Consider the following 19,461-nt stretch of genomic DNA (forward strand, 5'->3'; position numbering starts at 1 on the left):
ACCGCAAGCGCCAGGCACCGGTCCGGCAAGCCGTTGGCTCACGCATCGGCGATCGGGGATGCCAACGGGTCCGGCGGTTCCAGCGAGGCGGTGTCGGCGACCGGCCATTCCGCCATCAGCCGCCGTCGCCAGACGCGCGGCGCCTCACCGCTCTGCTTGTTGAAAAAGCGGGAGAAATAGGCCGGATCCTCGAAGCCCAGCTCATAGGCCACGGCGGCGATGGTCTGGCCACTGTAAAGGATCAGGCGCTTGGCCTCGGTCATGAGCCGGTCCTGGATCAGGCCGATGGCGGGCCGCCCGGTGACTGCCAGGCAGGCCGCGCGCAGGGTGGACGAGGAGGTGCGCAGCTCCGTCAGGTAAGCGTCCAGCGGCCGGTGGCTGCGGTAGTGCCGCTCCACCAGGGCGCGGAAGGCCGCCACCAGCGCCACCTGGCCGGAACGGCCGCCGGATGCCGCGCCCGTCACCTCGGCCGGCCCCGCCACCCGCAACAGGGCGGCCAACAGCAGCAGCATATGCCCCTCCGCCGCCGCGCGGTGGCCGGCACCCTGGCCGCGCATTTCATGCAGGATGCCATCGGCGGCGGTCAGCACGCCGGCGAAGGCCTGCCCCTGCCCCGCCATATCCAGGCAGGCGGGTTCCCGCGCCAGGACGGCAAAGGCGGGATCGCGCTGGGCCAGGCCGCGCAGGATGCGGTCCGACAGGGTGACGACCCAGCCTATGGTGCCGCGGGCGAAGGCGAAGCCGTGCACCACGCCGGCCGGCACCAGGATCAGGGTAGGCCCGTCGAAGGTCCAGGTGCGCTGGTCCGCCTGCACCCGCCCCCCGCCCTCGCGGATGGCCAGGAACTGCACCAGATCCCCATGCTGGTGCGGGCGGATGCGCCAGTCCACCAGGCTGCTGCGATCCTCGATCAGCTCCACATGCAGGAAGCGGTCCTCGGCCGTGGCCGGCGCCTCGCCATACAGCGAGAAGACAGGAATGTCCGGTCGGCTCATGACCGCCGCGTCGGCGTGGTGGAAAAATGCCAAGGATAGATCGATATGGCCAATAACATGTATCGATGAATTGGATAGTCAGGTTGCGGCGATCCGTGAGGCGGCCAGACGGTTATCTTGGGCGATTGTTGCGAAAAAATCCAATTTTTGTGAACCGCTGTCCATTCCGGGAGGCCTTGCCCACCCCTATCGTTCCGGGGTCGGCCGGCCTGATCCAGGCGGTCCAGGATAAAAACCCAGGCTCGGGAGGGCCCACGCTATGGTCGCAACACCCAAGATCCGCACCCAGGTCGGCATCATCGGCGCCGGTCCCGCCGGCCTGTTCCTGTCGGAACTGCTGCACAGGCACGGCATCGCCAGCGTCATTCTGGAATCCCGCACCCGGGAAGAGATCGAGGGCACCATCCGCGCCGGCGTGCTGGAGAACTGGACCGTCGACCTGATGAACCAGCTGGGCGTGGGGGAGCGCATGATGCGCGAGGGCCATTTCCATACCGGCATCACCCTGCGCTTCAAGGGGCAAAGCCACCATCTGGACATGGTGGAGCTAACCGGCGGCAAGAAGGTAACGGTCTATCCCCAGCATGAGGTGATCAAGGACCTGGTGGCCCACCGCCTGGCCCAGGGCGCCGAAATCCATTTCGGCGTGAGGGACGTGGCGCTGCACGACATCGTCACCGACCGGCCGTTCATCACCTACGCCCAGACCGACGGCACGCCCGCCGTGCTGACCTGCGACTTCATCGCCGGCTGCGACGGCTTCCACGGCCCCAGCCGCCAGGCCATCCCTGCGGCCCAGCGCAAGGAATTCCAGAAGATCTACCCCTATGGCTGGCTGGGCATCCTGACAGAGGCGCCGCCGTCCCACCATGAGCTGATCTACGCCCGCCATGATCGGGGCTTCGCCCTGCTGAGCATGCGGTCGCCGGAGATCCAGCGCCTGTACATCCAGTGCGATCCCAAGGACGACATCGCCCTGTGGCCCGACGCGCGCATCTGGTCGGAATTGCACCAGCGGCTGGAAACGGTGGACGGCTGGACACTGACCGAGGGGCCCATCATCCAGAAGGGCATCATCGCCATGCGCAGCTTCGTCTGCGAGACCATGCGCCACGGCCGGCTGTTCCTGGCGGGCGACGCCGCCCACATCGTGCCGCCGACCGGCGCCAAGGGCTTGAACCTGGCGGTGGCCGACGTGCTGGTGCTGTCCCGCGCGCTGGAAAAATTCTACGCCCAGGGCGATAGCGCCGGCCTGGACGCCTATGCCGCCACCTGTCTGGCGCGCATATGGAAGGGCGAGCGCTTCTCCTGGTACATGACCACGATGCTGCACACCGATGAGGCCGCCAGCCCCTTCGAGCATCGCATCCGCGAGGCCGACCTGGATTACGTCGTCAGTTCCCGCGCCGCCGCCACCGCCCTGGCCGAGAACTATGTGGGGCTGCCCATCTGACCCCCGCGATATGACCCACCCGACGCGGCGGCCACCCGGCCGTCGCGTTGTTCTTGACTCATAGCGTTGATATCAACGTAAATAGGTCATGTCCAAGACGCTCGACATCGCCGCCACGGCCCTGGGCGCCACGATGCCCGACGCCACCGTGCCCTATGCCACCACGCTGCATGTGCGCGACCATTGCCTGTGCCTGCATCTGCAGCGCGCCGCCCGCCGGGTGGCCCGGCGGTTTGACGAGGCCCTGCGCCCGGTGGGCCTGACCAACGGCCAGTTCTCGCTGCTCATGTCGCTCAACCGGCCGATGCCCGCCCGCCTGGGCCCGGTGGCCGAGGTGCTGGCGGTGGACCGCACCACCCTGACGGCGGCGTTGAAGCCGCTGGAGCGGGACGGCCTGCTGACCGTCACCGTGGATCCGGAGGACAGGCGCGGCCGCGTGCTGGCCCTGACCCCTGCCGGGCGCGACCGGCTGGCGGCGGCCTTGCCCATCTGGCGCACGACCCATGCGGAGGTCGAGGGCTGGCTGGGCGCCGGCGATACCGGTCAACCGGGCCCCGACCGCCTGCGGGCGGACCTGGCCGCCCTTTCCTGAACGGCAAAAACCGACGGAGGAGTTCGTGACCATGGATGCCCCCACTCTGATACCGGCCGACCAGTTGGCCCGCGACAATCCTGTGCGCTTCCCCAACGAAAGCGCCGAGTACCGCGCTGCCCGCACCGCCCTGCTGGCGGAGGAGATCGAGCTGCGCCGCCATCTGGAACGGGTGGCGGCGCAGCGCCGCGCCCTGCCACCCGGCGGCCCGGTCACCGGCGATTACCGCTTCGTGGGCGAGGATGGTGCCACCACCGACTTCGCCGGCCTGTTCGGGACCAAGGACACCCTGGTGCTCTACAGCTACATGTTCGGCCCCCAACGCCAACGCCCTTGCCCCATGTGCACCAACCTGCTGGGCGGTTGGGAGGGCAACGCCGCCGACATCGGCCAACAGGTGTCGCTGGCCGTCATCGCCCGCTCACCCATCGACAAGCTGCTGGCCTGGAAGCGGGAGCGCGGCTGGCGCCACCTGCGGCTCTACAGCGACGCCGACGGCGCCTACTCCCGCGACTATTTCGGTGTGCTGCCCGACGGATCGGAGGTCCCGGCGCTGAACGTCTTCACCCGGCGCGACGGCACCATCCGCCACTTCTGGTCGGGTGAGATGACCGGTGCCACCGCGGATCCCGGCCAGGATCCGCGCGGCGCGCCCGACCCGGCGCCGTTGTGGATGGTACTGGATTGCACACCCGGCGGCCGGCCGCCACACTGGTATCCCAAGCTGGATTACACGCCTCACGGGTAATTCGGCTGATACCGGAAGGACGGGTGCATTGGCGAACACACGGCGGGTTCTACTTCAACATCCTCCCGCCCCCAGCCGATGTCTGCCCCATGTCCCGTCCCCTCCGCCACGCCGCCACCGGCCTGTTGCTGGCCTTGGTGCTGACCCAATGCGCCCTGACCGCGGTAGTGCGGAACGAGCCGCCGCACCTTGCGCAGAAGGCACGATGACGACAGCCCCGCCCACGTTATCGTAAAGCCCTCCCCGTGGTTGACGAGGCTGGCCGGATGGACATCGACACCCTGGAAGACCTGCTGGCCACCGGCATGGTCCGCGACGCCCGCCTCACCGCCATGGACTGGCGCGACCTGGACGCTGCCGGCTGCCAGTTCGAGAACTGCGTGTTCGAGGACGTGCGCTTCACCGCCGTCGACTTCAGCGACGCCCGCTTCCACGATTGCCAGTTCATCCGCTGCCGCCTGTCGCACGCCAAGCTGCGCGACGCGGTGCTGGAGGAGTGCCGCTTCATCGACCCGGAGGACAAGACCGCCGGCTGCACCCTGGCCTTTAGCGACCTGCGGGCCGCCCGCCTCAGCCGCTGCGACCTGTTCGAGGTGGAGGCGGAGGGCTGCACCTTCCTCGGCGCGCGCTTTCACCTGGTGGACTTCCACCACGCGCTCAGTCGTACGCAGACCTTGCATCGCGCCACCTTCCGCGACTGCACCTTCGAACTGGCCGACCTGTCACGGCTATCGCTGCGCGACGCCGTGATCACCCGCTGCCGCCTGCGGGAAACCGACCTGCACGCCACCGACCTGACGGACGCGGATCTGCGCGACAGCGACCTGTTCCAGGCCATCGTCACCGACGCCAAGCTGGATGGCGCCGACCTGCGTGGGGCGGAGGTCAGCGGCCTGGATATCCGTCAGTTGGCGGGATACAGCGGCTTGAAGATCGCGGGCGACCAGCAGCACCTGCTGCTCGCCGCCGCCGGCATCGAGGTGTGCGGAGACGGTGCCTGATCTGCCCCCTCGGCGACGCCATCCGCCGCTGGCCGGCCAGTACGAGCAGTTCCCAAATACTTCCTCTATTTAACGCATTAACCCTTTTGGGGATGTGCTAAAAGCACCCCAGGGGCAGATGCCCACACGGGAATGGGTGTGGGCCCAGCGGGGGGAAGAATTGCAAACGAAGAGCTTTCACTTCGGTGAGTGGCTAGTCGATGCGCAGACCTGCACATTGAGGCAAGACCGGGGGAGTCATGAGTCCGCCCTGCAGACCTTGAAGGTCGAGCCGCGGGCCATGGACGTCCTGCTGGCCCTGTGTGAGCGCTCGGGCCAGATCCTAAGCGCGGAAGACCTGTTGCACCTGTGCTGGGATGGTCTGGCGGTAGGGGAGAACCAGGTTCATAAGGCGATCACGCAGTTGCGCAAGCTGCTGGGCGATACCGCCGGTGACCCCAGGTACATCGAAAACATCCGCAAACGCGGTTACCGCACCGTGGCCACGGTCACCCCCGTCGCAGCGGATGGCAAGACAGCCGTCCTGGACATGTGGATCGACACCTCGCCCTTCGTCGGCCTGGACGCCTTCGATGAGAGGCACGCGGCCGTGTTCTTTGGCCGGGACACGGCGACCGCCCAATTGCGCGCGACCGTGGCCGCCCAGGTCGCCGGCGGGCACGACCTGGTACTGATCCTGGGGCCCAGCGGCAGCGGCAAGACATCGCTGGTGCAGGCGGGCCTGATTCCGTCCCTAAGGTCGCGGGACCGGCTTTTCCCCTTGCTCGGTACCAGCGTCCTGGATCTGGGCGATGTCCAGGACATTCCCCTGCCTCTGGCCGTCGGCGGCGCTCTGCTGGACCTGGAAGTTGACGGACGCCCCCTGCTGCAGGGGCTGAGCGCCGACGCCATCGGAACGGCCCTGACCGGGGTTGACCGCCCCCTGTTCCTGGACGAAGCGATCGGCCCCCCTCGGGACGGCCGGGCCATCCTGTTCATCGACCGCCTGGAAGCGGTGTTCCATGACGCCACCGTTGGCGAGGCGCAGCGGTTGCAGTTTTTTACCGCGCTGGGTCATTTGGCGCGCAGCGGACATATCCTGGTCATCGCCGCTTGCCGCAACGATTTCTACCCTGACGTCGCCGGCGAACCGTTGCTGATGGCCGCCAAAGCCCGAGGGGGACATTTCGACCTGGGACCGCCCACGCGGGCCGAGATTATCCACATGATCAGGTTGCCCGCCATCGTCGCCGGTCTTCGTTTCGGTACCGATCCGGAAACCGGTGAGCGGTTGGACGACATGCTGTGCGACGCGGCGGCGGACCAGCCGGATGCCCTGCCCCTGCTGCAATACACGCTGCACGAACTCTACCTGCAACGCAGTACCAGCCGCGAACTGACGATCGCCGGCTATCGCGCCCTGGGTGGCCTGGGTGGTGCCATCGGCAGGCGGGCCGACGCCACGCTGGAGGGGCTTCCCGCCACCAGCCGGGCCGCCCTAAGCCGCGTCCTGTCGCTGGTCGTCACCGTGGGCGCCAGCGACGAGGCGGCGCGTAGCCGGCGCATCCCCTGGAGCGCCCTGGCCACACCTGAGGAACGGACCCTGGTCGACACCTTCGTGCGGCAACGGCTGTTCGTCTCACAAGTCTATGACGGTGAACCGGTGTTCGGTGTCGCCCATGAGGCCATGCTGCGGCAATGGCCTCGGGCCGCCGCCTGGATCGCTGACCACCGTCGCTTCCTCAAAGCCCGCAGCCGAATGGAGGAGGCGGCGAAGCGCTGGACGGCGGAGGGGCGCCGCGTCGATCTGTTGCTGCCCCGGGGCCAGCAACTGGAAGAGGCGCGGGAATTGGCCGACTTCGCCCCCATACCCCTGGATGCCGGGGTGCGCGCCTACATCGACGCCTCGGCGGCGCGGGCACGGCAGGCCGAACGACGGCGCCTGGTGGCCATGGCCAGCTTCGCCGTCATCGCCGTCATCGCGGGCACGCTGGGCCTGGTGGCCCATCAGGCGGAAAAGGCGGCAGACCAACGCAAGCGCCAGGCCGTGGACCTGATGAACTTCATGGTCGGCAACTTCGCCGACAAACTACGCCCTTTGGGCCGACTGGATCTGCTGTCGGACATCGGGGAAAAAGCCCTGAGTTATTTCAGTCAAGAAAACTTGTCATCACTCACCGCAGAAGACCGAAACCAGCAGGCGCGTGCCTTGCAAACCTTGGCCGAGGTGGCGCGATCGCGCGGCGACCCGAAAAGCGCGCAGGTGGCCTTGGCCAGGGCGAAAAGCTTACTTGATACAAATTTGGCAGAGGGCCTGGAAAGCCAGGAGCTGCTGAAGGACCTGGGCGCCGATGCCTTCTGGATGGGCCAGATCAGTCTGGACCAGCGTGACGTGGCGCAGGCCGAGACCTTCTTCCTGGACTATGAACGCTATAGCCAACGCATGGTGGCGCTGGCTCCCGACGATGTCGACGCGTGGATCGAACTGTCGTACGCCCGCACCAATTTGGGATCGACGGCCCAAGCGCGGGGCGACACCCAGGCGGCCCGGACGCTGTTCGAATCGTCCCTCGCCCTGAAACGCCGCGCCCTGGAGCGCCGCCCCGAAGACCGCAATCTGCGCAGCGGCATCGCCAACACCCTGTCATGGTTGGGATCGGCCAATGAGACGGAGGGGGAGTTGCGGGAGGCGCTCTCTTTCTTCGGCCAGGAGAAAGAGCAGTTCCAGTCCCTGCGGGCCACGGCACCGTCGGAACTGCTATGGACCTTCCGCCTGGTGACGTCGCTGTATCGCCGGGCGCGCCTGCTGTACGCGCTGGGTGATCTGGATGCGGCCGCCGAAGAGCTTGGCCAGGCGCAGTCCCTTATCCAAGACCTGACGGCCCGCGACGCCAGCAATCAACTTTGGCAACAGACGCAAATCAAGCTCCGCGTGTTCGCGGCCGAGATTCTGAATGGCCGTCAGAAGTTTGACGAGGCTTTGGTCATTCTCCGCGCGAACGCCGGCGTATTGGCGCAATTCGCCCGGAGTTCAGGGACGGCGGAATGGCAGTTGGCCGAAACCGACAACCAACTTCATGTCGCGGGAACTTTACTTCGCTTGAACCGGATAGATGAGTCGGTCCACGCCGTGGAATCCGCCTTGGGCAAACTACGCATCATGCCTGAGGACCGGCAACAGGACCTGAATTACCGCCAACAAATGGCACGCGGTTTGCTGCAAAAAGCAATGGCCCATATCGCCAGAAACGAAAACGACTTGGGGAAAAAGTCATGCGAAGAATCCTTGCCCCTTTCTCGTTATCTTATTGAGAACAATCAAAAGAGCTATTATAATATAGACACTTGGATTCGCGTTAATTTATGCATCGACAATGGGGCTTCTGTTTTAGATAACATCTCCAAGCTCGAAAAAATTGGATACCGCGATCCCAGTTACTTATATTTTCTCTCTCAGTTTAAAAAATGAGGAAACCGCGATGGCCACGACTGTCATTCCGATCACTGTCACGATTACGCCCGATGAGGCCGGTTACACCTGGACGTATGATGGCCCCGGCGTCGATCCGTCGAGCGGCAATATCACGCTTTCGGATCAGAATCCGACCCAGATCGTCTATCAGTTGGCCGATGGCCTGCAAGACACCTACAATCTCGTCTTCGCCAATTTGTCCCCGGCCCATTGCGTGACCGCTCAGGTGACCCAGATCACTTATGGTGATTCAGTGATCACGATCGATGACGCGAATGTCTGGGGTGCCACTGGTCGCCAGCCGTTTGGCTTCATCCTGGTCGCCCGGCTGAACGACGATACCGGGACGGCCATTCTCAGCCCCGATCCGGAGGTCGACAACAATCCGCCAAGCCGTCCGCCTGCGGAATGAAATAATGCGATCCCTGCCTCCGGTGTCACCGGGGGCAGGGATCGCATGAACGCGAGCTTTTCCGATGCGGCAACATTGGACAGCGAATAAACCGGGACCGACGGGGGGGACTATCGCGTCAGCACGGAATCAGTCTGGAACCCAGCGCAATACCGGTTCGGCGAACTCGATGCCGGCCATGGCATCAGCCCAGTCTGCCAGGCGCTTAAGACCAACGGTGGCCCATTCGGCCGATGTGCCGGCATCGATCACGGCACGCACCTGTCGACAGTCGTTCCGTACCACCGCCAAGGCGTCCATAGCGGACGACCGCGGGGCGGTGGTTTCGACCAGCCTGTCAATCAACAGCGCCAACTGGGCGGCCTGACGTAGCGCCGGCCCAGCGCCAGCCCACCACTCCAGCGCCAAGCCCATCGTCGCCAGGGTGTCCACCGGAATGGGCGCAGGCTTGGCGGTGGCTAGTCCGACCTGGGCGGCACCGCGCAACAATAGGCCCGCCTCTTCGCTCCCCTCGGCCCCAGCCAAGCCGATGTTGGTGATGGCGACCGCAATGGGCCCGCCCTGGGCCAGCAGGCCTTCCGTCAGGCCCTCCGAGACCGCGTCCAACTGACCATCCACCATGGTCACCATGGCCCGGAAGTGCGCGAGATCCGCCTCCGCCGCCGGACCTGATTGGCTGGCGATGCGCTGCAAAGGGCCGATATAACTGGCCCCGAACGCCAATTGGTTGACCACCCCATCGCAGAGGGCGCAGATGGCTGGCCCTGCGGCCCCCGGCCGGGTGATGAGGGCCCGGTAACTTCCCTGGTCGCTCCGCCCTTCCCGGACCAACTGCCGGCAGTTCAGCGCCAGGGCGATGATGCCGTGGCCGACCAGGCCCTGGTGAAACCCTTTCCACAAGGTGTTCTGCCAAAACCGATATTCGGTCGCCAAGCCCGGCGCCTGCCGGGCGACGACCCCCGGCAGCCGGCCGTTTCTGAGAGCACTGAGGCAGCGGGCGAGCGCGATCAGCCGGTTGCACAGGTCCAGGATGGGAAGCGCCATGCCGCTCATGAGGGCACCGCTCATAAAGGCAGGGACGGCAGCCGAACCATACCACCGTCTGGCGTCATGCGGTGAAGGTCCCCCTTGCCGTCACAGTGGTAGGCCACGTCCGTGTCACTGGCGAAGACGGCCGTCGCTTCCGAGGTCACATAGGTTCGGCACGGCGGCTGCACCCTCGTATCAATATGCCAGAGGGCCCCCGCCCCGGAGGCGATGCCCAACTGCTCACCGGTCGACAACTGGGCGATGGCGTTAACGCAGGCCCCCACCTGCCGGGGGGGGCCACCAGCCAGCGCGTCGTAAAGGTAGGCACGGTTGTCGGCATCCACCATGCCCAGCTTGTTGCCATTGGCCCGGATCGACAGATAGGCGGCGCGCCCCACCCGCCCCCAATTCTGTCGGGCGGGATTGTAGCGGTAGAGCGTCTGGCTGTTGTTGGTCAGGGCGAAGACGACGCCGCCCGCGACGGCGATCTGGGCGGCGACATCCGGTCCCGGCAGCATGGGCAGGGCTGTCCAACTTTTGCCCATGCCGTTGTAGCGGTGCACCCGCCCGTCCCCCGCGGCCTGATTCACCGCGTAGATCGTCCCCTGCCCTACGGCGACGCACGACGCGGGGAAGGCGGAGATGGTGGTCCAGACCTGGGTGAAGCGATCATACAGCTTCACATGATAGCTGGAGGGAGCCCCGGCGTCGGATTGAACGGAGGCGACCGGCGCGCCGTCGATCGCCACCAGATCATAACCGTCGCTGACACAACTCAGGGCCGTGACCTGCATATCGGTCCAGCCGGGCGCCGACGGCGAATGATGGTACATCCGCCCCGAGGCGGCGATGCGGAAAACGTCGTCCCCTGCCACGGCGACGGTGGACGGCGCGCTGAGATGCGTGGGCGAGGGCCACAGGTACAGGGACAGCGCATCGGACAGGCCCGCATCGGCCATGGCGGCGCCCCACTCCCCCCGCGCCGCCGAGAGATCATCGTCGTCCAGCGCGGTCGACACCTCGGACGGCAAGCGCCCCAGCAGCCAGGCCAGCGCCGCCAATTCCTCCTGCGCGGCCTGCACCATGGGCGCCACGCCCATCAGCTGGACCCGCATTCCGGCCAGGAGCATCGCCGCGGCCTGCTCCTGCCGCCACCGGTCGAGCTTGACCTCGATCAGCGCCTCAAGCTTGCCAAGCTGGCCTTGGAGGAAGGGCAGGTCGATGGCGCCGTTGTGCGTACCGACAACCCCACCGGGGATCATCGACCAGCCCAAGGGATTCCAGCACATCGTCAATCCCACCACCCCCACGGCCACGGAGGAGGCGCCGCCCAGGCCGGCGTCAATGATGCGGCTGGTCTCGGCCGCGATGCAGGCCTGGGCATGGTGGACGGCCATGGTCATGGCCTTGGCCTCGCCACCGTGGGCCGCCAACAGTTGCCCAAGCACACCGGCTTGGGCGGCGGCCGCCAAGGCCGTAGCGGTGGTCGCCAGCCATTGCCCCTGCTGGGTGACCATGCCGAGCAGGGCGGAGACCGCTTCGCTCCGTCGCCGGACGGCCCTTTCGCACGCCTTCAGGGGATGGGCGCAAGGCAACCGGCCGGCACCTTGGCCGGACCGCCCCGCCAGGGCGTCGTCCAGAACACGGGTCATGTCCGCCAGCAGACGCGGCAACGACGCCAATTGGGAAAAGACGCTGGGCAGTTCGGCGCCCCGCCGGGGCGTGATCCAGGTCCCGGCCTGCGCCTGAAACGTCGCGAACTGATCCCGGAAGGCATCATACGACGCTTGTGGTGACGGCACCCCGGATTGCGGGAAGGGGGATTGCGGTACGGGATAGGCGTCCCCGAACAGAATGGCCGGCATCGACGCCTGCGTCAGTGCGAAAAGATAGCTGCTGGCCGCCGCCAGGCTGAAGGTCGCGGCCGTGGTCCGCTCCGCCAACGTCTGGGCAATGCGGCCCAGTCTGGTCGCGGCCGGCTTGCGCGCCGGCAACCGGGCATGGACACCAGGGCCAACCAATATGCGGCGCCCCAGGGTCGCCTCGGGCGTCATGATGGCCGGCATCGTCGCGTTCATGCCCAATTCCCCTCCGCTGCAGTCCCTGCCGCTTCCCAAGGAAAGCTGACCGATGGAGGTTAAGTCGGCTGTTCGCGCGCCAGTCCTTCTGAAATTCTTCTCTATGATAACAAGTTGATTTTATTAATGATTTTTCAGGGCAGAAAATCATGCAAAAAAGGCCCGGTCGGGCGGACCGGGCCTTTCCAGCACCTCGAAGAAAAACGGTCAGCAGTCGAAGAACACCGTTTCCTTGTCGCCCTGCAAATGGACGTCGAAGCGGAAGGTGGGCACGTCCGATCTTCCCTGGCCCCCGGCCTGGCGCGCTGCGATCAGGGTCTGGCGGCGGTTCACCAGCTCGATGGACAGCAGCGCCGGATCGGCGGCGTTGGCCTCGGGCCGGTCATCGAAATAGATGCGGGTGTGCAGGTGGATGTTGATGCCGCGCGCGAACAGCAGCAGGGAGCAGTGGGGCGCCTGCGGCCGGCCGTCGACCCAGGGCGTGGCGCCCGGGCGGATGGTCTCGAATCCCCACAAGCCCGTCTGCGGGTCGGCGCCCACCCGGCCCCAGCCCCGGAAGCCGGGTGCGTTGTAGGTGCCGCTGCCGTCGGCCTGCCACAGCTCCAGCATCACGTCGCGCAAGGGGTGGCCGGAGCCATCCCACACCACGCCCTCGATGCGAATCTGCTCGCCCGGCACGCCACCGCCCGCCAGGACGTGCAGCTTTTCCTGGGTGCGCAGGTTCAGGCCGGCGAAATGCGGCAGGCAGCCGATGTGGACATAGGGGCCGCCGGTCTGCGAGGGGGTTTCCTTCAGGTACTGGACAGGCATGGCTCAGTTCCCTTCCGGCCGGTTCTCAAAGAAGGTGGAGCGGCGGCCGCGCAACACGATGTCGAAGCGGTAGACCAGGCTGTCGAAGGGCACCATCTCGTTCATGTCCAGTTTGGCCACCAGCATGTCCACCGCCGCCTTGTCACGGATGGTGCCGATGATGGGGCACAGCGGGATCAGCGGGTCGCCCTCGAAATACATCTGGGTCACCAGGCGCTGGGCGAAGGCGTTGCCGAACAGCGAGAAATGGATGTGCGAAGGGCGCCAATCGCTGTTGTGGTTCATCCAGGGATAGGGCCCCGGCTTGATGGTGCGGAAGAAATAGCGCCCGTCGTCGTCGGTGACGCAGCGGCCGCAGCCGCCAAAATTGGGGTCCAACGGCGCCAGGTAGCGGTCATTGCCATGGCGGTAGCGGCCGCCGGCGTTGGCCTGCCACACCTCGACCAGGCTGCCCTTCACCGGGCGCCCCATCTCATCGACCACGCGGCCGTGGACGATGATGCGCTCACCAATGGCTTCGCCGCCGGTGGTGATGTAATTGCGGATCAGGTCGTTGTCCAAAGGGTCCAGGTCGCCGTGGCCGAACACGGGGCCGGTGCGCTCACCGATCGATTGGCGCAGGGACACCAGCGCCTTACCGGGGGAGCGCAGCACGGATGTCTTGTACGGCGGCGTGAAGGCCGGCGGATGCCAGGCACGGTCGCGCCGGGTGAATTCTCCAGTATCGCTACTCATCTCAGGTGCCGTCCTCCCGGGATTGGTTCTTGAGAGGGGGCACGATGCGGCGCCCCCATCTTTCACCCCCACCCTAGACCAATCGATAGTCCTGAAAATCCCATGCATGGGCATATAATCCATCGATACGATTCATGGATAAGCCGAGGCCAGCGTGGGCAGCTTCGATCATCTGGGCGTGGACGGCCACCTGCTGCGCCTGTTCGTGACGGTGTATGAGGAGGGGTCGGTCTCGGCCGCCGCGCGGCGGCTGGACATGGCGCAGTCGGCCGTCAGCCACGCGCTGAACCGGCTGCGCCGCCTGGTGGGCGACCCCTTGTTCGTGAAGTCCGGACGGCGCATCGTCGCCACCCAGCATGCGGAGCGCCTGGTACCCCAGGCGCGACTGCTGATGGACGGGCTGAAGGCCCTGACGGCCGGCGATGGCTTTGACCCGGCGCAGGCCCGCTTGTCCTGGACGGTGGCGGCCAACGACTTCCAGCGCGACCTGCTGCTGCCCCGTTTCTACACCCGGGCGGCGGCGCAGCTGGCCGACCTCCGTCTGCAAGTCATCCCGTCCGGCCGGCCCACCAGCGAGATGCTGAGGGAGGCGCGCTGCGACCTGCTGATCTCCCCCGCCCCGCCGGAGGGGCTGGACATCATCCAGAAGCGGCTGTTCGACGACCGCTACGTCTGCGTCTTCGACGGCGCACGGCGGGTTGCCCCCACCAGCGCCGCCGCCTTCCTGGCCGGGCGCCACGTCACCGTGGTCCACCCCTCGGCCGACCCGCTGAACTTCGACAAGGCGCTGGAGGGGCTGGGCATCCACCGCGACGTGGTGGTAACGGTCGCCAACTTCTCCGGCCTGGCGCCCTTCCTGCGCGGCACCGACCTGGTCGCCTGCGTTCCCAGCCGACTGCACGGCCTGGAACTGCGGGAGTTCCAGGCCGCCCCCCTGCCCGCCGACCTGCTGGCCGCCGCCCCGCCGGGCACGGACACCCTGCGCATGTACATGGCCTGGCACCTGCGCGGCCAGCACGACCCCGCCCAAGCCTGGCTGCGCGGGCAGCTGGAGGCGGTGGCGCGGGAGATGGGGGACGATGCCTAAGCTGCCGGGGCCTCGAGAGCCGCGAATACCTCCGCCGCCTGGTGGAAAGCGGTGTTGGCGGCCGGCACGCCGCAATAGATGGCGCTCTGCAGGATCACTTCCTTGATCAGGTCCTTGGACACGCCGTGCTGCAGAGCGGCGCGGACGTGCATCTTGAACTCCTCCCCCCGGTTCAGGGCGATCATCATCGCCAGGGTCAGCAGGCGGCGGGTGGGGTGGTCGATCGCAGGCCGCGTCCAGATTTCCCCCCAGGCATAGCGGGTGATGAGGTCCTGAAACTCGGTGTTGAACTCGGTGCGGCCGGCCAGCGCGCGGTCGACATGGGCCTCCCCCAGCACGGACTTGCGGGTGGCGAGGCCCAGGTCGAAACGGTCTTGCTCATCCATGGGTCTGCTCCTCAGGCCAGGAAATCGATCAAGGCGGCGGTAAAGGCCTGCGCCTGCTCGACATTCGACAGATGCGCGGCCTCCAGCATCACCAGTGTGCTGCCCTTGATGCCGGCGTGCAGTTCCTGCGCCTTTTCCGGCGGCGTGGCGGGGTCCTGGGTACCGCCGATGACCAGGGTGGGCACGGTGATGGCAGCCAGTTGCGGCCGCTGATCCATGTCGCGGATTGCGGCGCAGCAGCCGACATAGCCCTGCGGCTTGGTGGCCAGCAGCAGGCGGCGCACCCGGTCCACGGCATCCGGCTGGGCGGCCACGAAGCCGGGGGTGAACCAGCGCTGGATCACCGCCTCTGTGACGGCCGCCATGCCCTGGGCGGCCACCAGATCCATACGACCCTGCCAGCTTTCCGCCGGGCCCATGTAGGCGGCGGTGTTGGCCAGCACCAGACGATCCAGCCGATGGCCGGCGTTGATGCCCAGCCACTGACCCACCATGCCGCCCTTGGACAAGCCGCAGAACCGGACGCGATAAATGTCCAGCTCATCCAGCAGGCCCAGCACGTCCTGGCCCAGCCGCTCCATCGTATAGGGTCCGGCCGGCGCGTCGCTGGCGCCGTGGCCCCGGCTGTCATAACGGATGACGCGGTAGTGTTGGGCCAGGGCCGCCATCTGCGGTTCCCACATCGCGATGGCGGTGCCCAACGAATTGGACAACACCAGGGGCGGCGCATCGGCGGGACCGTCGATGCGGTAGCTCAGATTGCAGCCATCATCCAAGGTGATCAGGGGCATGGCGCGGTTTCCTCATGCGTCACGGGAAAGGGTGCGGGCGGCCAAGGCCCGGCGGACGAACTGCGGCGCCATGCCCAGATAGCCGGCGGGGTCCAACGCCGCCGCCAGCTGGGCCGGCGACAGGTGGGCCGTGACCTCCGGCAGGGCGGCCAGCACGTCGCCCAGGCTGCGTTTCTCGGCCACGGCCAGGCGGCTGGCCCTTTCCACCAGGCTGTGCGCCGGGCCCCGGCCCAGGGCCTGCCCCAACGCCATGACCACCGATTCCGACATCAGCAGGCCGCGGGTGACATCCAGGTTGGCGCGCATACGGGCAGCATCCACTTCCAGCCCGGCCATGGTGTCGGCCATAACGCGGAGGCTGCCGCCCACCAGGCGGAAGATTTCCGGCAAGGTTTCCCACTCCGCATGCCAGCCGCCCAGGCCGCGCTCCTGCTCCTGCGGCAGGGCGGCGAACAGGGTGGCGACCAGGGGCGGTACGCGGGTGGCGGCGGACAGCGCAACGGCGCAGGCCACGGGATTGCGCTTGTGTGGCATGGCGGATGACCCGCCCTTGCCGGCCTCCGCCGGTTCGAACGCCTCGCCCACCTCGGTCTGCATCAGCAGCGACAGGTCGCGGGCCATCTTGCCCAGCGCGCCGGCCACCAGGCCCAGCGCCGCGCCCAGCGCCGCCAGCCGGTCGCGGTGGCCGTGCCAGGGCAAGTCGGGCAAAGTCAAATCCAGGTCAAGCGCCAGGGCTGCCGCGACATCCAGCCCCCGGTCCCCCAGGGCGGCCAGGGTGCCCGCGGCGCCACCGAACTGCAGTACCAGGCAGTCCTGCCCGGCCGTGGCCAAAGCCCGCCGGGCGCGACCGACGGCGGCCATCCAACCCGCGGCCTTCAGGCCGAAGGTGGTGGGCAGGGCCTGCTGCATCCAGGTGCGCGCGGCCAAGGGCGTCTCGGCATGGGTCGCCGCCAGACGGGCCAAATGCCCCTCCAGGATGTCCAAGTCCTTGTCCATCAGCGGCAGGGCCTGGCGGATTTGCAGCACCAGGCCGGTGTCCATGATGTCCTGGCTGGTGGCGCCCCAATGAACGAACCGGCTGGCGTCGGGATCAGTCGCCGCCACACGCGCTGTCAGCGCCTTGACCAGGGGAATGGCGGTGTTGCCGGCCTTGGACGCGGCATGGGCCAGGCCATCCAGGTCGAAACGGTCGGCCCGGCAGTGGGCGGCGATGGCGGCATCGGCACCCAGGGGAATGATGCCCAGCCCCGCCTCCGCCCGGGCCAAGGCCGCCTCAAAGTCCAGCATGCCCTGCACGGTGGCGGTATCGGTGAACACCGCGTCCACCGCCCCGCCCCGGAACAGCGGGTCCAGCAATCCAGGCATCTCTCATTCCTCCCCGCCAATCTTGAAGGCGGTGGCCACGATAGCATCGGATCGGCAGGAATGAGCCATGCCACGCATCAGGAACAGCTGTGCATTTGCGAACAAATGTTCGACAGACGAACATCATAGCGATGCCGTGGCCAGCCCCGGGTTCTCGACGTTGTTTGGCCCCACCGTCTCGGGCATAAAGGAACTGACGCTTCCCTTGTTGATCAGACCTTTGGCGACCGACGCGCGCCAGCCCGACAAAGGCGAGCCGGATGTGTGGTTAGGATGTCTTTGAGTGCGTGACCTGTTTCGCCGTATCGCCCGCCAAGTCGCTTATCGCAGCCGCCTGCTGATCACACGCACGGCCGATTACGCCGAGTTGCTGCTTTTCCCCCCACCCCGCGCGGTGGGCCGCATCGAGAAAAGCTGGACCGGCCAAGTGCCGCTGGAGGGCGCAGCCCGGGTGGCCGTGTTCATGCACTTCGCGCGGACCGATACCATCGCCCCCTATGTCCGCTATCATGTCCGCAAGCTGCGGGAAGCGGGCTTCGCCGTGGTCTTCGCCAGCAACACGCCCTGCCTGAGCGACCAGACGGTGGCGCCCCTGCTGCCGGACGTGGCACTGGCCTTTTCCCGCCAGAACATCGGCTGGGATTTTGCCGCCTATCGCGAGGCCATCTCCTTGGTGCCGGCGTTGGAAGAGCGCGAGATGCTGCTGATCACCAACGACAGCGTCTTCGGCCCCCTCTATGACCTGGAACCCCTGATCGCCCGCGCGACACCGGCCGAAGCCGACATCTGGGGCAGCACCGACAGCTGGGAGCGCCATTATCACCTGCAAAGCTTTTTCCTGCTGTTCCACCAGCGGGCGTTGCGCTCCGAAGCGTTCCGGCGGTTCTGGGATGGCGTCCGCTGCTTCCGCCGCAAGCATTGGATCATCGAGAAATATGAGATTGGGTTGACGCGGATGCTGCAGGACGGCGGGCTGCGCTGCAAGGCGCTGTTCCCCTACAACACCGTCACCGAAACATTCATGCGCTCCCATACGCCGCGAACCGCACCGCCCAAAGCGGACAGGACATCGCCGGCCGCGTACGCGCAAATGCTCGCCAACCGCATCAAGGCTTCCATTCCCATCAACCAGACCCATTTTTTCTGGTACGAGCTGACGGTGGGACTGGGCTTTCCTTTCATCAAACGCGAATTGCTGCAGAAGAATCCGGCCAACATTCCCAATGTTGGTGATTGGGAACACGTCGTATCCAGGGTTTCCAACTATGATACCGGCCTGATCCGCGAGCACCTTTCACCACGGTAACGTAGAAGTAGCGACGTTTCTTTCATGCACCGACCTGCCGGGTTTGGAGCCTGCGTGATAGTCGACAGCTTTGCTTTCAGAACGCCAGCGTATCGCCTATAATGGGTATTCAAGGCGGGGGATTTATCGGTTTCATGTCTGACACGTTCCTTAAGATGCTCAAGAAGGGTGTCCGACTGCCGATGCTGTTGGTCGATGGCGCGGATTTGGCGCGCTGCCTGGCGACTCCCGTCCTGCCCCGGCTGGCCACGGTCAAAGCCAGCCTTCCCGGCCACTTGCCGCTGGGCGGGGCCCGCAAGGTTGCCGTCTTCAACCATTATGACCAACGCGGCATCGTTCACGACTATGTCGTCTATTTCGTCGCCAAGCTGGCGGAGGCCGGCTATGCCGTCATCTTCGCCAGCAACTGCCCCAAATTGTCGGCCAAGGAAACCGGCAAGGTGCTGCCGCATGTCGCCTGGGTGCTGAAACGGCGCAACATCGGCTGGGACTTCGGCGCGTTCAAGGACGCCATCGCCCTCATCCCCGACCCCGGGGCCCTGGACCAGCTGTTGATCACCAACGACAGCATCTATGGCCCCCTGCAGGATCTGACGGAGGTGGTCCGCCAGGCGGACCCGGCCCAGGCGGGTATCTGGGGATTGACCGACAGCTGGGACCGCCACTTCCACCTACAGAGCTATTTCCTGATTTTCCATCACGCGGCGCTGAAGCATCCCAGCTTCCTGAAGTTCTGGAAGAAGGTTCGTTATTACCGGCGCAAGCGCTGGGTCATCCGCGATTATGAAATCGGCATGACGCGCTTCTTCCTGCGTGCCGGCATCCAGTGCCGCGCCCTGTTGCCCTACCGCAGCGTGGTTTCAGAAATTTCGAAGCCGCTGAACGAGGCGCTGGACCGGTCCAAGCAGCAGGACGCCGTGGTCGACAACCATGGCAACAGCCAAGGGCAGATCCTGCCCTATCTGCGCCAGCTGCAAAAGGCCATCAACCAGGGACGGCCCCTGAACCAGACCCACTATTTCTGGGATTACCTGGTGGCCCGCAAGGCCAGCCCGTTCATCAAGCGTGATCTGCTGCAGCGCAATCCCGTTGGCATCCCCTGCGTGCAGCGCTGGGAGGAGGTCATCCGCGCCTCCTCGCCCTCATACGACACCAGCCTCATCCTGCATCATCTGCAGCTGTCGATGCGCAACCGGGTGCATTAAGAGGGCGGGTGCATTGA

The 19,461-nt window shown here is 66.3% G+C and carries 17 protein-coding genes; 9 read left to right on the forward strand and 8 right to left on the reverse strand.

All coding sequences use genetic code 11. The annotated features are described in order from the left end of the window. Positions 1–38: 38 nt before the first annotated feature. Entirely contained in the window at positions 39–995 is a 957-nt protein-coding gene (locus tag FBZ87_RS19630) for a helix-turn-helix domain-containing protein (RefSeq protein ID WP_145612286.1), read from the reverse strand. 259 nt (positions 996–1,254) lie between these two features. Here FBZ87_RS19630 and FBZ87_RS19635 point away from each other — a divergent pair, with 259 nt between their 5' ends. The 6 genes from FBZ87_RS19635 to FBZ87_RS19660 all read left to right on the forward strand — a co-directional run bounded on the left by FBZ87_RS19635 (position 1,255) and on the right by FBZ87_RS19660 (position 8,652). Further along, complete coding sequence (locus FBZ87_RS19635; RefSeq protein ID WP_186454850.1) at positions 1,255–2,448, forward strand: 4-hydroxybenzoate 3-monooxygenase; 1,194 nt, start codon at positions 1,255–1,257, stop codon at positions 2,446–2,448. An 88-nt stretch (positions 2,449–2,536) separates the two neighbouring features. Continuing rightward, positions 2,537–3,040 (forward strand): MarR family winged helix-turn-helix transcriptional regulator, encoded by a 504-nt coding sequence (locus FBZ87_RS19640; RefSeq protein WP_246134495.1) that lies wholly within the window; start codon positions 2,537–2,539, stop codon positions 3,038–3,040. Between the two features lie 31 nt (positions 3,041–3,071). Then, positions 3,072–3,788 (forward strand): DUF899 family protein, encoded by a 717-nt coding sequence (locus FBZ87_RS19645; RefSeq protein WP_145612287.1) that lies wholly within the window; start codon positions 3,072–3,074, stop codon positions 3,786–3,788. 266 nt (positions 3,789–4,054) lie between these two features. After that, a complete protein-coding gene (locus FBZ87_RS19650; protein ID WP_145612288.1) occupies positions 4,055–4,789 on the forward strand; it encodes a pentapeptide repeat-containing protein in 735 nt (244 codons plus the stop codon). A gap of 118 nt (positions 4,790–4,907) precedes the next feature. After that, entirely contained in the window at positions 4,908–8,237 is a 3,330-nt protein-coding gene (locus FBZ87_RS19655) for an nSTAND1 domain-containing NTPase (RefSeq protein ID WP_145612289.1), read from the forward strand. 10 nt (positions 8,238–8,247) lie between these two features. Then, complete coding sequence (locus FBZ87_RS19660) at positions 8,248–8,652, forward strand: DP-EP family protein (protein WP_145612290.1); 405 nt, start codon at positions 8,248–8,250, stop codon at positions 8,650–8,652. Positions 8,653–8,781: 129 nt separating this feature from the next. On the opposite strand, the gene FBZ87_RS19665 is transcribed toward FBZ87_RS19660, so the two are convergent. The 4 genes from FBZ87_RS19665 to pcaH form a co-directional block, all read right to left on the reverse strand. Next, the gene (locus FBZ87_RS19665; protein ID WP_145612291.1) at positions 8,782–9,705 is read right to left on the reverse strand and encodes a hypothetical protein; all 924 of its coding nucleotides are present in this window, start codon (positions 9,703–9,705) and stop codon (positions 8,782–8,784) included. 11 nt (positions 9,706–9,716) lie between these two features. Further along, positions 9,717–11,759 carry a Kelch repeat-containing protein gene (locus tag FBZ87_RS19670; RefSeq protein WP_145612292.1) on the reverse strand — a complete coding sequence of 681 codons (2,043 nt, stop codon included), beginning with the start codon at positions 11,757–11,759 and terminating at the stop codon, positions 9,717–9,719. A 207-nt stretch (positions 11,760–11,966) separates the two neighbouring features. Then, on the reverse strand, positions 11,967–12,569 hold the full coding sequence (gene pcaG, locus FBZ87_RS19675) for a protocatechuate 3,4-dioxygenase subunit alpha (RefSeq protein ID WP_145612293.1): 603 nt from the start codon (positions 12,567–12,569) through the stop codon (positions 11,967–11,969). Between the two features lie 3 nt (positions 12,570–12,572). Next, entirely contained in the window at positions 12,573–13,304 is a 732-nt protein-coding gene (gene pcaH, locus FBZ87_RS19680) for a protocatechuate 3,4-dioxygenase subunit beta (protein ID WP_145612294.1), read from the reverse strand. A 154-nt stretch (positions 13,305–13,458) separates the two neighbouring features. Here pcaH and FBZ87_RS19685 point away from each other — a divergent pair, with 154 nt between their 5' ends. After that, complete coding sequence (locus FBZ87_RS19685) at positions 13,459–14,391, forward strand: LysR family transcriptional regulator (RefSeq protein ID WP_145612295.1); 933 nt, start codon at positions 13,459–13,461, stop codon at positions 14,389–14,391. Here FBZ87_RS19685 and pcaC read toward each other — a convergent pair. Genes pcaC through FBZ87_RS19700 form a run of 3 tightly spaced genes read right to left on the reverse strand, consistent with a single transcriptional unit; the run spans position 14,388 to position 16,933 of the window. Continuing rightward, complete coding sequence (pcaC, locus tag FBZ87_RS19690; protein WP_145612296.1) at positions 14,388–14,777, reverse strand: 4-carboxymuconolactone decarboxylase; 390 nt, start codon at positions 14,775–14,777, stop codon at positions 14,388–14,390. The genes FBZ87_RS19685 and pcaC overlap by 4 nt on opposite strands. A gap of 11 nt (positions 14,778–14,788) precedes the next feature. After that, a complete protein-coding gene (gene pcaD, locus FBZ87_RS19695; protein ID WP_145612297.1) occupies positions 14,789–15,568 on the reverse strand; it encodes a 3-oxoadipate enol-lactonase in 780 nt (259 codons plus the stop codon). 12 nt (positions 15,569–15,580) lie between these two features. Continuing rightward, positions 15,581–16,933, reverse strand: coding sequence for a 3-carboxy-cis,cis-muconate cycloisomerase (locus FBZ87_RS19700; protein ID WP_145612298.1), 1,353 nt, complete (start codon positions 16,931–16,933; stop codon positions 15,581–15,583). A 283-nt stretch (positions 16,934–17,216) separates the two neighbouring features. Between FBZ87_RS19700 and FBZ87_RS19705 the strand changes: the two genes are divergently transcribed. Both FBZ87_RS19705 and FBZ87_RS19710 read left to right on the forward strand, forming a co-directional pair. Continuing rightward, positions 17,217–18,239 (forward strand): rhamnan synthesis F family protein, encoded by a 1,023-nt coding sequence (locus FBZ87_RS19705; protein ID WP_145612299.1) that lies wholly within the window; start codon positions 17,217–17,219, stop codon positions 18,237–18,239. Positions 18,240–18,373: 134 nt separating this feature from the next. Continuing rightward, positions 18,374–19,444 (forward strand): rhamnan synthesis F family protein, encoded by a 1,071-nt coding sequence (locus FBZ87_RS19710; RefSeq protein WP_186454852.1) that lies wholly within the window; start codon positions 18,374–18,376, stop codon positions 19,442–19,444. Positions 19,445–19,461: the final 17 nt, after the last annotated feature.

This window comes from Nitrospirillum amazonense, from assembly GCF_007828035.1.
GTDB lineage: Bacteria > Pseudomonadota > Alphaproteobacteria > Azospirillales > Azospirillaceae > Nitrospirillum > Nitrospirillum amazonense.